We start from the raw sequence: 13,758 nt of genomic DNA, 5'->3' as shown, positions 1-13,758 counted from the left end.
ATTAGTATTCTCCTTGCGCTTCTAGTGGTAATTGTTCACCAACATGTTTATTTTTTTCTTGCTCACTAACTTCTAATTTAATTCCTAATCCTCTTAGTTCATAACTTAGAACGCTGAATGATTCTGGAGTACCTGGTTGTGGTAGTTTTGAACCTGTAGCAAGAGCATTGTAAAGTTGGTTACGTCCAATAATGTTATCTGATTTGTATGTCAATAATTCTTGCAATACGTTTGTTGCTCCATACGATTCGATAGCTCAAGTTTCCATTTCTCCGAAACGTTGTCCCCCATTTTGACTCTTTCCTCCAAGAGGTTGTTGAGTAATTAATGAGTAAGGACCAACACTACGAGCATGCATCTTGTCATCAACCATGTGGTATAGCTTCAAGTAGTACATGATTCCAACTGAAATAGGGTTATCAAATGGTTCTCCGGTTTGTCCGCTGTAGACAGTCATCTTTCCACTTGGATCAATTCCTGCTTCTTGCTGGATTTTCTTGATTTCTTGGTAACTAATTCCATCAAAAATTGGTGAAACAAATTTAGTATTCAATTTTCTTGCAGCCAGTCCTAAGTGCAATTCAAGAACTTGTCCAATGTTCATCCGTGAAGGAACCCCTTGTGGGTTAAGAAGAATATCAAGTGGTGTTCCGTCTTCTAGATATGGCATATCTTCTTCTGGTAAAACGATTGAAACAACCCCTTTATTTCCGTGCCGTCCGGCCATTTTGTCCCCGACTTTGATTTTACGTTTTTGTGCAATTGAGACCTTAACGATTTTTTCGATTCCATCTTCTAGCGAATCACCATTTTCGCGACTTAGAACATCAACAGCAACAACTGTTCCTGCGTGTCCGTGTTTAACTTTTAGTGATGTATCTTTGTGAGTTGATGTTTTTTGCCCAAAGATAGCAGCCATTAGTTTTTCTTCAGGACTTGGGTTTTCTTCAGCTTTTGGTGAAACACGTCCTACAAGAATGTCTCCAGCACTAACTTCTGATCCAACTCTAACAATTCCTTCTTCAGTCAAGAAACGTTTTGAACGGTTAGAAACGTTAGGGATTTCACTGGTTAGAATGTCGTCTCCAGCTTTTGAACGACGGAATTGAATGGTTTGTTCTTCAATATGAATTGATGTATAAACGTCATCTTTAACTAATCTTTCGTTAAGAATAACAGCATCTTCATAGTTGTATCCAAATCAGGTACTGAATCCAACAAGTACGTTTTTACCTAGAGCTAATTCCCCATTTTCCATACTTGGTCCATCAGTTAGTAAATCACCTTTAGCAATTTCTTGTCCAACTTTAACGATTGGTCTTTGGTGAATAACTGTTCCTTGGTTTGAACGCTCAAAAGTACGTAATCAGTATTTGATTGCTTGTTTTTGTCCGTTTGGTTTGATGTCAATTCTTGAAGCATCAACGAAAGTTACAACTCCATCGTGGTTTGAACGAATGTTAGCAGCTGAGTATTTAGCAATATCTGCTTCAACTCCAGTTGCAACTAATGGCGCTTCAGGTTTAATTAATGGAACTGCTTGACGTTGCATGTTTGATCCCATTAGTGCCCGGTTAGCATCGTCATTTTCCAAGAATGGAATAGCTGAAGCAGCGATTGATGTCATTTGACGTGAACTAACTCCTAGGTAGTTAACATCTTTAGCATCAACTTCAATATAGTCATTGTTTTTACGAACAACAACTTTAGGATCTAAAATTTTTCCATTTTCATCGATATTAATTGATGATTGGGCAAATGAGTAATTTACTTCTTCAATTGCTGATAAGTAACGAACATCGTTAAAATCAACAACTCCGTTATTTACTTTAAAGTATGGAGTTTGAATGAATCCGTGTTTATCAATGTTGGCATATGAAGCCATATTTAAGATAAGTCCGATGTTTGGTCCTTCAGGTGTTTCAATCGGACAAATACGTCCATAGTGAGTTGAGTGAACGTCACGAACATCGAATTGTGCTGTATCACGGTTAAGTCCTCTAGGTCCCAAACTGGTTACCCGACGTTTATTCGAAATTTCTCCTAGTGGGTTAACTTGATCCATGAATTGTGAAAGTTTTGATGAGTTGAAGAATGTCTTCATTTGGTTGTAAATAGGCTTGTTGTTTGTTACATTTTTAGCAGTAATTTTTTCAATGTCTTTTCCAGAAATCTTTTCACGTGAAACTTTTTCAAGTCTTAGTAATCCAATTCTGAATTGGTTTTGTAATAATTCTCCAATTGTAACAATTCTCTTATTTACAAGCGAGTCATTATCATCACTAGTTCCTACTCCTTCTAATAAATTAAAGTAGTATGAAACAGCAGCAATAATGTCAGGAATGATTAAGTGTTTATCTTCTGAACTTTGATCATTTCCGATAACTAAAACAGGTTCACTATTTAATTCCATTGCTTTTTCAGTAGGTCAAATACGAACCATTGAAACATTTAGTTTGTTTGCTAATGATTTTGTTGGGGTACTTAATTGATTTGCATAGATTGTTTCACTAATATCTGGTAATCTTGTTAAATCAATGTTTCCATTTTTAAAATCATCATTAATTTTGGTTGCTAGATCAGGAGTAATGAATGTTCCCTTTTTATAAACTACACTTACTACTCCGTCTTCATCAGTTTTGATTAAATCTTGAGCTAAATATGAGTTTACGATACGATCGATAACACTTAGTTTACGGTTAATAGTAAAACGTCCAGTGATTGCTAGATCATAACGTTTTTCGTTGAATAGTACATTTGGTAATAGATTTCTAACACTATCATCAGTCATTCTATCCCCACGACGGATGATACGGTAAATTTGTTCCTGTGAAAGTCTTATAGCTTCTTCACGGTCATCCTCTTTTACCTTGTCTTTTCTTAAAGTTTCAGCTAAAACATCATTTGTACCAAACAAATTAGTAATTGATGCTTCAGTTAATCCTAATGCTTTTAAAAATGTAGTTAAGTAAATTCCTTTGTTTTTGTCAATCTTAATTTTTACTGAGTCAACACTAACTCCAGTAACTTTGTGGCTAATTTCTAATCATGAACCAACGTGTGGGAAGATTTCAAGTTTGTTGAACAGGTCGTTAGCTTGTTTGTTCCGAACTCCTACTCCGAAATATGCTCCGGTTGAACGAATTAATTGGCTAACAATAACTTTTTCACTTCCGTTGATAATGAATGTTCCACCATCAGTCATAATTGGAATTTCTCCAAAAACAACTTCATAGTCTTCAGTCTCACCAGTTGTTGTGTTAGTTTGACGAAGAGTTGCTTTTAATTTTCCAACGTATGAAGAACCTTTTTGCTTAGCGGTTTTTATTGATTCGAATTCTGATTTACTTGGTTTTTCAAAAACACGTGAGTTTTTCTTATATTCAATTCTTACTTTGTTAGGAACTTCGATAGGGTAAACTGAGTTTAGTTCTTCTTCAATTCCTTGGTCAATGAATTGTTCAAAAGAATCACGTTGCATTTTTAAAAAGTCTGGGGTTTTAAAAACTTTAGGAGATTTTGAATAATCACGCCGAGTGGTAATCGGCCCGAATTTTCTTTCAATAAATTTTTGGTGGTTTTGTTCCATATTTAACTCCTCAGAAATAATGCTTGGCTTAAGCCAAATTTTTTGTTTAAAAAATGTTTTTTGTATACAAAATTTATTCAGTTTTGAGTGGTTTTGGTGTTTTTAGGCGAAAAATAAAAGTGCCTTAATAAAACAACAAAAATGGCATAGAGCCATTTAATGTTTATAGAAAATTATTAATCGATTGAAACTTCTGCACCAGCAGCAACAAGTTTAGCTTTGATTTCTTCAGCTTCATCTTTTTTAACGTTTTCTTTAACAACTGCAGGAGCTGATTCAACTAATTTTTTAGCTTCCATTAGTCCTAATCCTGTTGCTTCTTTAACAGCTTTAATAACGTTAACTTTTTGGTCTCCAGCTGATTTTAGAGTAACATTGAATTCTGTTTTTTCTTCTGCTGCACCAGCTGCTGGAGCGGCTGCTGCTACTGCAACTGCTGAAGGGTCAATTCCGAATTCTTCTTTTAGTCCTTCAACTAGTTCCATAACTTCTTTAATGTTCATTTCTTTTAATGCAGAGATAAATTCTTCTTTTGTTAATTTTGCCATAGTTTTTACCTATCCTATCCTTGTAATTTGTTTTCTTTTACTAACATATCTAGACCAATTGAAAGATTTCTCAATGGTGCAAGTAGTGAGTTTCCAAGTAACATAAGTGCTTCTTCGTAGCTTGGTAGAGAAGCAACTACTTGAACTTCTTGGGCATCAATTACCCGGTTTTCATAAATTCCAGCCACAACTTCTAGTTGAGGGAATTCTTTAGCAAACTTAGCGATAACTTTAGCTGCTGACATATCATCGTTATTTGAAAATGCATAAATGTTAGCACCTGTTAAGTAGTCGTTAAGAGCTTCGTGACCTAAAGCAGGAGTAGCTTGTTTTACTAAACGGTTTTTGTAAACTTTTAAAGTTACACCTAGAGCTTTAGCTTCTTTTCTCAATGTTTGTAATTGTTCAACGTTTAATCCTTGGTAACGTGCAACAACTAGAGCATGAGAATTTTTTAAAGCATTAGTAATTTCGTCAACTACCAAAACTTTAGCATTTCTTAAGTCGCTCATTTTGTCTCCTTTTAAGATTTGGATACAATACATCAAAACTTCTATACTCGATAACAAATTAAGCTTTCGCAGTTATTGTCTTCATATATTGCTTTTCAATTTTATCACATTTTAATTAATAATTAACATAAGTTTTTAGCTTATTTTTCAGCATTAAATTTCTCAATGTCATCGTCTTTTTTAACTAGGATTAAACTTTCGAAAGCATCTAGTTGCTCTGGTATTGTGGTGTAGGTTTTATCTGAGTAGCTAGAAGCAAAAATTTGTCATTTTTTACCTACCTTGTAGTGACGAGGTTTTTTGCTTAAATTAACAACAAATATCATTTTTTGATTTTGGTGTTTACGGATAACTTTTAAAATTTTGCGATTTAGTGAGATTCTAAAATGAGTTGAACCATACTTCATTAAATCACCTCAATCATCATCATTAACAAGACTTAGTAAGAAGCGATAGAAATTAAGCGGTGAATTTTTATTGTTTGCTTCTGAAGTAAAGTTAATTTCCTTAAAGTTTTCTGGTTTTGTAAAACTAATTTCTCTTTGTTGTGAAAATCCAGCATTAAGTTGATTAGATCAGCTCATTACCCCATTAGTACTAATTGGGTGTTGATAGGATATTGATTTTAAAAACTTTTCGTTACTAATATTTTTTGATTCAAGATTACGTTTAATTTCATTAAAATTAGCAATTTTGTACTGTGAATTATCAGAAATCTTTGCTTTTAACATTCCAAGTTCATCACCATAATAAGTTGATGTTGAGTTAGCACTAGAGAACAACAACAAGGCCAGTGACTTAGCAGACTCAAATTTGTAAGCATTTTCATCACCCCAACGTGAATTAATTCTTCCTGTTTTATCTGATGCAAGTGAAATAATAAATTGATGCAATTTTGAGTATTTTTTGATTTCTTTAAATAATTTTGCTGGCCGGAAAGTTCGCATCAGGTAGTTTTTATAATTTTTGTCTCTTCCAATTAAAGCAAAGTAATTTAGAAACACATAATCGCAAATAGTAGCATCAGCTGAAAGAAGTTTTTTTATGAATTTATGAGATACATTGTCGGCTGATAAGACTAATTTAATCTCACCATCATAACGTTTTGTCATGATGTAAATTTCTTTCAATTTTTGAATCAATTCAGAAGAAAAAGTGTCGCTTTTTTGTACTTGTAAAACTTCAGCATTTTCAATAAAAATATACTTAAATCCTAAACGTCCATAGAATTTCAGGATTGTTTCATAATAGCTTAAGATGTTCGAGTTTAGATCAATTTTGTTTTCACGAACATGTTCGAAAGATACATAACGTTCTAAACTTGATAATTCTTTTTGTTCTTCAAGTGTTTTGTTGTTGTCATAAAATTGATTAGCACGTTTAAAGTTCGTGTAAGTTTGTTGAATTTTTTTAATGTCTATTGTGACAGCTGAAGCAATATTTTTCTCTGCTAATAATTTCACCATTCTTCGCAAGTCATAAAGAGATCCATAGCGATTATGGATTTCATTGATGTTGTCTAATTCCTGGTAGTAGTCAAGGATATTGTTGAACAAAATGACATTAAAATTCATTTTTTCAAAATATTCAATTTTTCTTTCTACTCCTTGATAATCTCCAAAACCAGAATTATTTGTGTCTAAAAATTTGTCAACTTTTAGCTCATAGAAATTTAATTTTGGGTATTTTTTATTCAAAAAATCATTATTCATTTTTACTCCATTAAAACAGTTATAAACTTGCTTAAACAAACTTCTTCAGATAAAAAACCTTCTTTTAAATCTAAATCAAGTTGGCTTACTTGTGACATTCAGCTTTGAATTTGTTCGATTTTATGAAAATTTAAAAAGTTATTGATTAATTTGAAACGAAAGGCATGTAATTTCAGAATCATTATAATTTCTGAATCTGACAGCTTATTTTGCCTTAAAACGTGGATTTTTATTGCTTGTTCTAAGATATTTACTACTCAAGTGTTAAGTAATGCAAAAGGAGTCCCCATAAGCATTTGCTCTTCAAATTTTTCGTATAGTTTTTCATTGCTTACACATTTTAGAAAGGCATCACCAAATGCAAATTCAGGATTTTCAGAAAACATTATTTCATCATTTTCCATTGTTTTAAGAGTTATTGGTTGTTCTTTGTTAACTAAGTATTTATCTAAATCTTGGCAAATTAAGAATAAATTCGAACCATAACGAGCAACGATATCGTTTATTGCATCAGGAGTAATAGAACCCTTGTTATCTTCGACATATTTCTTGATAAAAGCATTCATTTCATATGCTTTTAGTTTATTAACTTTTTTGACATTTGCTTTTTTTGTTAGATATTTGAATATTTTTGATTGACTAATTTTAGCTTCTTGTTCACTATATAAAGAAATCAAAACTTCAACTGTTGGCGATAAATTATCAAGAACCTCAATAAATTTGTCGATGTCTTTTTTTTGATTTTTTAAGTCTTTAAATAGCACTAAATTTTCAATAATTACCAATCTTTTTTCATCGAAAATATCAACTGAAGAAAGTGCATCAAAAATATCTTCCAAATCAGAAGATTCATCAAACTTACGACGGTCAAAAACATCCTTGTTTGCCTTTATAAACTTTTTAATATAAAATTCGACGAAAAATTTTTCGTCACCATAAACAAAATTCATAATTCTAATTATACCCATTAACTTTTTTGCTGAAAAGTGATATTGTAAAAAGTCGACTTTTTCTTATAGAAAGAAAGGTTATCCAGTCGAAAAAATGCACAGATTTTCACCAATATTGATTAAGTGTATTTAAGAGTTGTGAATTCTCATTTTGATTTTACTTTTTGTTGCTTTTGAAAATAAAATCAAGGTAGGCAAAATAAGTAGAAATATAGAAACGACGTTGTACCAAAACTAAGGATAGGAATAGTGGAAGGTAATGATGTTAAGAAATTCAAAATTCAATTCAAAGAATTAAAGATCAAATAATTAGTATATGGTGACCAAAAGAAAAGAAGTGAATTCAGATAAATGAATGGAATTATTGCGCTAAAGAGCAATTGATAAAATAAAGCCAAAACATTTATTCGTTTCATTATTGATGAAAATAAAACGAGACTGAGAATATAAGCAAGTAGATTAATTTGAATAAACTTCAATCGTGTGTCTTTTGTTGCGACATTCAAACACATAAAAGTTAAGCTATAACTAGCTATTGCACCAATGTTGTAAAAAAGAGTAGGCATGTAAACAAAATTAATAAAGAGCGTTAAATAAAAAGCTAAAACTTTATTTGATTTGTTTGGTTTTTTGCAATCCAAAAGATAAAGAATTACAAAGTAAACAAAGCACCTTAAACCACTGATTGAAAAATTCAGTAAACACAACAATAAAAACAAAATTACAAATGTTGAAAAGTAACAAATGTGGTTATTGATTTTTAACTTTTTAAACATTGTCATTAAACCAAATCCTACTAGTCCAAAATGAAATCCGCTAACCACAAAAATATGACTAATATTCAACTTATAAATGTGCTGAACCACAATGTCATTTTTATCTTTAATACCAAGTAATAAAAGCTTAAGAAACGTTTGGGAAACAACATCGTTTCTTTCAATGTTGTGAATTAAAAAATTGTAAATTTTATTATTATTAAAGACTGAAAAAGTACTGGTTTTAAGTACAAAATCAATTTTTAGTTGGTCTAGAAAAGATTGAGTGTTTTCATTCAAATTTTTTTCAATACAACCTTGTATAAAATAATAGTTTTGAGGCTTAATATAATTTACGTTTTGAACTAAAAAAGTTTTGTTTAAAAACTGGAAAACAAGACCTCTTCTGAATATTATTTTTGGCCTGACAATAACACTAAAGTGCTGGGCATTTTGTCACGCGAGATTAGAAATTAATAGTGCTAACAATAACAAACAAGATAATATCAAAATGGATTTTCAAAAACCTAAACTTGCTATTTTTGATGCTATTAAAAGAATAATAATTGGAAGTAAATAAAAGTTGTAATTTTGAAAAAAATAATAACCTAAAATCACAGTCAAGAGACTTACTCAACCATGCTTTACAAAATTAAATGCTCGCGCAATTTGGCAATAGTAATTTCACCAATTTGATCAAGTTTGGCAATATCTTCTCATTGATAATAAGTGTTTTCTTTGAAATAATTGAAAAGACTCTTAGCTTGTTTAGGTGCAATGTTAAGGATTTTAAACTTCTCGATTGTATTAAAAAAACTCACAGGCAATTTAAAGTCCGGCTTAAAAGGGATTTCAACATTCATTTTGTCTTTTAGATGCATACTTAGATCAATTTTTGATCAATCAGCTTGCTTCATTATTCCGACTTTTTTCAAAACGGTTCTCAAAGTTGCATCTTTTTCGAAGTAGTATGTTCCAGGTAATTCTATTGCGCCACTGACAGTGATTTGAAAAAATTCGTTGTAATGCTTGTCATTGTTCCTTTTCTTAGATTTTAGAGTTGACTGGTTTTTCAAATGATTAATACTCAATAAGGAAGCAACCAAAACACTGCCTAGGGCAATGAAAATTAGAACGTTTTTAATCTTTTTAAACTTTTTCATCTACTTATTTAAGTAAATTTTGCTGCGAGTTTTTAAATCGAGTAGATATTCTTTTTTTCAAAAATTAATTTATAATTCTTAATGGCTCGTCGATTGCTGCATTTGTAAAAAATGTAGAGGAAAATCCCGGCTAGCACTTTCTGCGATGAAAGTAGTGTTTGTGCTGAATCTAATAAATTCAGGCAGCATTTGATGCTGACGACTAGTGACACAGAAACTAAGTCTGCCCGTTAGGGTAAGAGTGCAAAGGTTAAACTCCGCAAGCTAGAAACCTAAATTATGGTAAGGGAGCTTGGTTAAGGGAATTGAACCAAAACCGAGAAGAATATCAATATTCTTAGATAAATAATCGACATCAATTTACATTGATACAAAACCGGGTTTAAGAGCAGGCACCTTCGGGTGCTTTTATTTTATCTACTCACTTTAATTTTACTATATCGATTTTGTTGAGTCAAGGGATGAGAAAAATGTGGGAATCAAGCTAGCTTAGGCTAAAAAAGACTAAGATTGCTTATGTTATAATTTTAGAAGTTATTAATTCATTAATAAAAGGAACTAACATGCAGAACAATCAATTACTAATCAATTTTGCTGAAGCAACAAACACTCAGCAACGACCAACTAGCGCAATGTCATGAGTGACTTATGCAATTTTGGGTGGTATTCTAGTTATTTTGGTAGGTTACATTATTTTCAAAATTATTAAGCACTTTGTTGATAAAAAACGGGAAGTAAGAAAACGTATCAAAAGAATCGAAGTAAACAAAGAAGTTTATCGTGAATATGTTGTAACTATCAATGAAATTATTGATTACTCACTTGAAGAATTAGACAAATTCCAAGTTAGTGTTGGACAAAGAAAAATGTCTGAACTAAAAAATGGAGCTGCTAAACTTTTACAAGTTTTATATGAAAGAGAAGACTTTAAAGATTTTAAAGAAAGTGAAAAATATCAATATTTTGTAAAAGCTTTGGTTACTCTAAATAACACTTCATTGAATACTTGACACAAAAAATGTCAGGAAGAAATGAACTATTTTAAACAATTGCAGACTGAACTGATTGATGATGATGTGCTGAAAACATATCGTCAAAATGCTAAACAAAGTATTAGAGAAAAATTTTATGACGATGAAGATTTAGAACTTGAAGAGGCAAATGATGGAAAACAATAATATAAAAACAAAAATTCCTAATTTTTTAACCCTTTGTCGTTTGTTTTTAATAGTTCCTTTCATAGTTTTAATGATTGTTCTTAGATACGCTAACGCCATGCATTCAACGAAATGAATACCAATTTACTTCACCAACGTTGCTATCTTTATTTTCTGTATGATCACAGATTTTCTAGATGGTTTTTTAGCAAGAAAATGAAAAGTTGTATCAACGTTCGGAAAGATTTTTGATCCTATAGCCGATAAAGCAATAACAGTGTGTATGCTTCTATTTTTAGCATCAGCAGGGCTTACATATATTCCTTTAGTACTTGTTATTATTGTTCGTGACATTTTTGTAGACGGCGCAAGAATTTGAGCTATTAGTAAAAATAAAGAAGTATCTGCTTCAGTTTGAGGCAAAGTTAAAACTATTGTTATTTCTTTAGCATTGATTGTATTATCATTTGCAATATTTGCACCAACAGGCTTAAATATTTTATTATTCAATATTCCGTTAATAATAGGAGCAATTATTGCCCTAATTAGTGGAGTTATCTACTTAAACAAATACTTAAAATAATCAAAAAGCTCCTTGCATTAAACAAGTGAGCTTTTTATTTTATTAATTCTTTTTTGAGAGTTCCAATATATGGAAGGTTACGCATTTTTTCTTGATAGTCAAAACCAAATCCAACAACAAATTCATTGCCTATTTCAAAACCACTTTTATCGACTTTAAATTCACTTTCACGACCAATTGGTTTATCAAGTAAGCTTAAAACTTTTAAACTCTTAGGATTACGTTGTTTTAGCATAGCAACTACTTTTGAAATTGTACGTCCTGTGTCAACAATATCTTCAACAATCAAAACGTCTTTGTTTTCAATATCAAAAGCCAAGTCTAAAACTACTTTTACACTACCTGAACTCTTAGTTGAACCATGATATGAAGAAATTGTCATAAAATCGAGAATAAAATCAACACTAATAGTTTTGATTAACTGAGCAACAAAAGGTATTGCACCCTTTAAAATTGACACAATAATCAAGTCTTTGGAATCTTGATACTGACTATTTACTCAATCACTCAATTCAGTAATTCGCGTTTCAAGTTGACTTTGAGTAAAAAGAACTTTTTCAATGCGTTTATCAATCATTATTTTTTAAAATCCTTGGCGTAATTGTCAATAATTTCGATTGCTTTTTGCATGACTTGTTCTTCAGTCATATTATTTGTATCAATAACAACATGTTTTAGATTGTATTTTTTACATAATTCCAAAAATGTTGAGTAGTAATTAGCATGCAAGTGTTTGAAATAGTCATAGTTTGCTTCTCAGTTATCAACTTCACTTGCCCGACCTCTTTGAAAAATTCTTTTTTGGAATGTATCAAAGTTGATGTCTAAATAAATTGCTATATCAGGTAGTTCATCTTCAGTAATTAAGTGTTCGAATAAAGCATCATATGCTTTTAGATATCTTTCACCTTTTTGTTGCAAAATGATTTTTGCAAAAATGTAATGTTCTAGACTAAAACGGTCTAAGAAAATGTGATCTTTTTGCATATTAGGATTACTTGCTAAATAATCCTTCATCATTTGATTGAATTTTGTTGAGTGACTTTCAACTATGTAAGATTGAAAACCAATCGTTAAATCTGGTTTTTTCTCGTATAGTCATTTTAAAAATGTGTTGAATACTTCATCATTCTCGTCAAATTCGTGTAGTAATTTGGCGTTTTCATAGTGTTTTTGTAGTTTGTCCGATAGTGATGATTTTCCACTTGAAATCATTCCACTGATACCAATAATCATAATGTGTCCTCCCGTTTTTTATGTTTCTATTTTAGAGTAAAAATTGGGACTTTGAAATAAAAAAATGAATAATTTTTGACTACCACTTTTGTCAAAATTTTGACAAAAAAATCACCGAAGTGATTTGTTTTTTTATTCGATATTAATGATTTTTACGATGTATTTTTCGGGCGCGTCAACTTCAGTTTCTTCGTTAACTTTTTTACCTAAAACTGCTTTTGCTAGTGGGCTTTGGTTTGAAATTTTCTTTGCAAAAGGATCAGCATCAAGAGAACCTACAATGGTTAAAACTTTTCTTTCACCATTTTTTTTGTTTTCGATTGTTACTGTAGAACCAATTGAAACAGTGGTTTTTTTGTTTTTTGTGTCAATTAAAACGTGATTTTCTATAATGTGTTGAATTTCGTTAATTCTTGATTCAATTTGGGCTTGTTTATCACGGGCTGCATCATATTCAGCATTTTCTGAAAGGTCACCTTGTCCACGTGCTTCTTTAATTTCGTCAATAACTTGTGGACGAACTACATTACGTAAATAATCTAATTCAGCAACATATTCGTCTAAACGTTCTTTTGATAAGTAAATAATATCTTTTTCTTCCATTTTATCCTCTTTATTTTTTTAAAGTAGTTTTGCTTTTGTCATCTTTTACTATCAACAATAGTGAAACAGAACGATAACCAACTTTTTCAAAGCGGTAGTGGCGTTGTTCTAAAAGTTCACAAATATGCTTAACTTGTCTCTTGGTATAAGAATTATAAATTAAAACTGTCATACCACTTTGTTTTGCATAATTTAATTTTAGCAATTGTTTTTCATAATCATCATCAAGACTACTCAACAAGAGTAATAAATCATAGTCTTTTTGCAATGAGTCCACTTTGTTTACTGTATTTTGTGAGTCAATATCAACAAAACCTTCAGATTTTGGTTTAAGCATATCAACATTCAAGCCAGGATTGTTACGTAACAATATTTGTGCTACAAAATCATCCACATTATCTTCAAGATAAACGTCTTTAAATTGATTAATAAAGGTTGTGTTAACTAAGAACGCACTCAATAGATCATTAGCTTTTCAATTTTCAGTTTTTTGTTGTAAAGCAATCAAATGTTTTTCGAAATCTGGACTGAAGGTAGCAGCTTCAGCAAATGCTTCCTCACGCATTTTGGTTTCGTATTTTTTTCTAAGTTTTATTACTGAACGATGCAAAATGAAGTAAGCAACAGCGGCAATTACAATAACAACAAAAACACTAATTAAAAGTGGAGTTTTTCAAGAAGCTCATTCTTTATTCATAAATTTCGTTTTCTTCTAAAAATTGGTTTAAAACTTCTTCCATGATGGCAAATTCATCATCTGGTAAAGCTACCAATTTTCCTTCTGAACGTTTAAACACTATTGCTTCGTTTTTTTCATCATCAGTAACAACAAATAGATATTCGTCTCCATTTTCACTATATTCAAATAAAACTATAGCATCCTGACTTTGATTATCATCACTCATGATAGTAATTTTTCTTTCTGGGTCACTTAAATAAATTTTGGCCAT

General features: G+C 31.0%; 14 protein-coding genes and 1 other RNA gene. 3 read left to right on the top strand and 12 right to left on the bottom strand.

Annotated elements, in window-relative coordinates; translation table 4 throughout:
• Position 1: 1 nt before the first annotated feature.
• The 7 genes from rpoB to ACWXVV_RS01785 all read right to left on the bottom strand — a co-directional run bounded on the left by rpoB (position 2) and on the right by ACWXVV_RS01785 (position 9,229).
• Positions 2-3,589 carry a DNA-directed RNA polymerase subunit beta gene (rpoB, locus tag ACWXVV_RS01815; protein ID WP_455967838.1) on the bottom strand — a complete coding sequence of 1,196 codons (3,588 nt, stop codon included), beginning with the start codon at positions 3,587-3,589 and terminating at the stop codon, positions 2-4.
• 176 nt (positions 3,590-3,765) lie between these two features.
• Positions 3,766-4,137: a 50S ribosomal protein L7/L12 gene (gene rplL / locus ACWXVV_RS01810; RefSeq protein WP_455979005.1), complete on the bottom strand. Its 372-nt coding sequence runs from the start codon at positions 4,135-4,137 to the stop codon at positions 3,766-3,768.
• Positions 4,138-4,151: 14 nt separating this feature from the next.
• Positions 4,152-4,649, bottom strand: coding sequence for a 50S ribosomal protein L10 (rplJ, locus tag ACWXVV_RS01805; RefSeq protein ID WP_455967835.1), 498 nt, complete (start codon positions 4,647-4,649; stop codon positions 4,152-4,154).
• 140 nt (positions 4,650-4,789) lie between these two features.
• On the bottom strand, positions 4,790-6,361 hold the full coding sequence (locus ACWXVV_RS01800) for an alpha-amylase family glycosyl hydrolase (RefSeq protein ID WP_456012463.1): 1,572 nt from the start codon (positions 6,359-6,361) through the stop codon (positions 4,790-4,792).
• A 2-nt stretch (positions 6,362-6,363) separates the two neighbouring features.
• Positions 6,364-7,311 carry a DNA polymerase III subunit delta gene (gene holA, locus ACWXVV_RS01795; protein WP_438341265.1) on the bottom strand — a complete coding sequence of 316 codons (948 nt, stop codon included), beginning with the start codon at positions 7,309-7,311 and terminating at the stop codon, positions 6,364-6,366.
• Positions 7,312-7,430: 119 nt separating this feature from the next.
• Complete coding sequence (locus ACWXVV_RS01790) at positions 7,431-8,366, bottom strand: ComEC/Rec2 family competence protein (RefSeq protein WP_438341266.1); 936 nt, start codon at positions 8,364-8,366, stop codon at positions 7,431-7,433.
• 344 nt (positions 8,367-8,710) lie between these two features.
• A complete protein-coding gene (locus ACWXVV_RS01785) occupies positions 8,711-9,229 on the bottom strand; it encodes an MAG0490 family ComEA-like DNA-binding protein (RefSeq protein ID WP_438341267.1) in 519 nt (172 codons plus the stop codon).
• Positions 9,230-9,310: 81 nt separating this feature from the next.
• On the opposite strand from ACWXVV_RS01785, the gene rnpB reads away from it, so the two are divergent.
• From rnpB to pgsA, 3 genes are all read left to right on the top strand, one after another.
• An RNA gene (gene rnpB / locus ACWXVV_RS01780) (RNase P RNA component class B) lies at positions 9,311-9,619 on the top strand.
• Positions 9,620-9,792: 173 nt separating this feature from the next.
• Positions 9,793-10,407 carry an MHJ_0274 family protein gene (locus ACWXVV_RS01775; protein WP_438341268.1) on the top strand — a complete coding sequence of 205 codons (615 nt, stop codon included), beginning with the start codon at positions 9,793-9,795 and terminating at the stop codon, positions 10,405-10,407.
• Positions 10,394-10,969, top strand: coding sequence for a CDP-diacylglycerol--glycerol-3-phosphate 3-phosphatidyltransferase (pgsA, locus tag ACWXVV_RS01770; protein WP_455967829.1), 576 nt, complete (start codon positions 10,394-10,396; stop codon positions 10,967-10,969). Before ACWXVV_RS01775 ends, pgsA begins: the two co-directional genes overlap by 14 nt.
• A 34-nt stretch (positions 10,970-11,003) precedes the next feature.
• Here pgsA and hpt read toward each other — a convergent pair whose 3' ends face one another.
• The 5 genes from hpt to ACWXVV_RS01745 all read right to left on the bottom strand — a co-directional run bounded on the left by hpt (position 11,004) and on the right by ACWXVV_RS01745 (position 13,758).
• Positions 11,004-11,546, bottom strand: coding sequence for a hypoxanthine phosphoribosyltransferase (gene hpt / locus ACWXVV_RS01765; RefSeq protein ID WP_438341270.1), 543 nt, complete (start codon positions 11,544-11,546; stop codon positions 11,004-11,006).
• Positions 11,546-12,205 carry a deoxynucleoside kinase gene (locus ACWXVV_RS01760; RefSeq protein WP_438341271.1) on the bottom strand — a complete coding sequence of 220 codons (660 nt, stop codon included), beginning with the start codon at positions 12,203-12,205 and terminating at the stop codon, positions 11,546-11,548. The genes hpt and ACWXVV_RS01760 overlap by 1 nt, the downstream gene beginning before the upstream one ends.
• Before the next feature lie 132 nt (positions 12,206-12,337).
• Entirely contained in the window at positions 12,338-12,808 is a 471-nt protein-coding gene (gene greA, locus ACWXVV_RS01755) for a transcription elongation factor GreA (protein ID WP_438341272.1), read from the bottom strand.
• A 10-nt stretch (positions 12,809-12,818) separates the two neighbouring features.
• The gene (locus tag ACWXVV_RS01750) at positions 12,819-13,505 is read right to left on the bottom strand and encodes a BC85_0335 family putative methyltransferase (protein WP_438341273.1); all 687 of its coding nucleotides are present in this window, start codon (positions 13,503-13,505) and stop codon (positions 12,819-12,821) included.
• On the bottom strand, positions 13,498-13,758 hold the full coding sequence (locus ACWXVV_RS01745; RefSeq protein WP_438341274.1) for a hypothetical protein: 261 nt from the start codon (positions 13,756-13,758) through the stop codon (positions 13,498-13,500). Before ACWXVV_RS01745 ends, ACWXVV_RS01750 begins: the two co-directional genes overlap by 8 nt.

It is taken from the genome of Mycoplasma sp. 3392 (assembly GCF_053851755.1).
The sequence above is the reverse complement of the archived record's forward strand: the minus strand, read 5'-3'. Positions and strand labels throughout refer to the sequence as shown.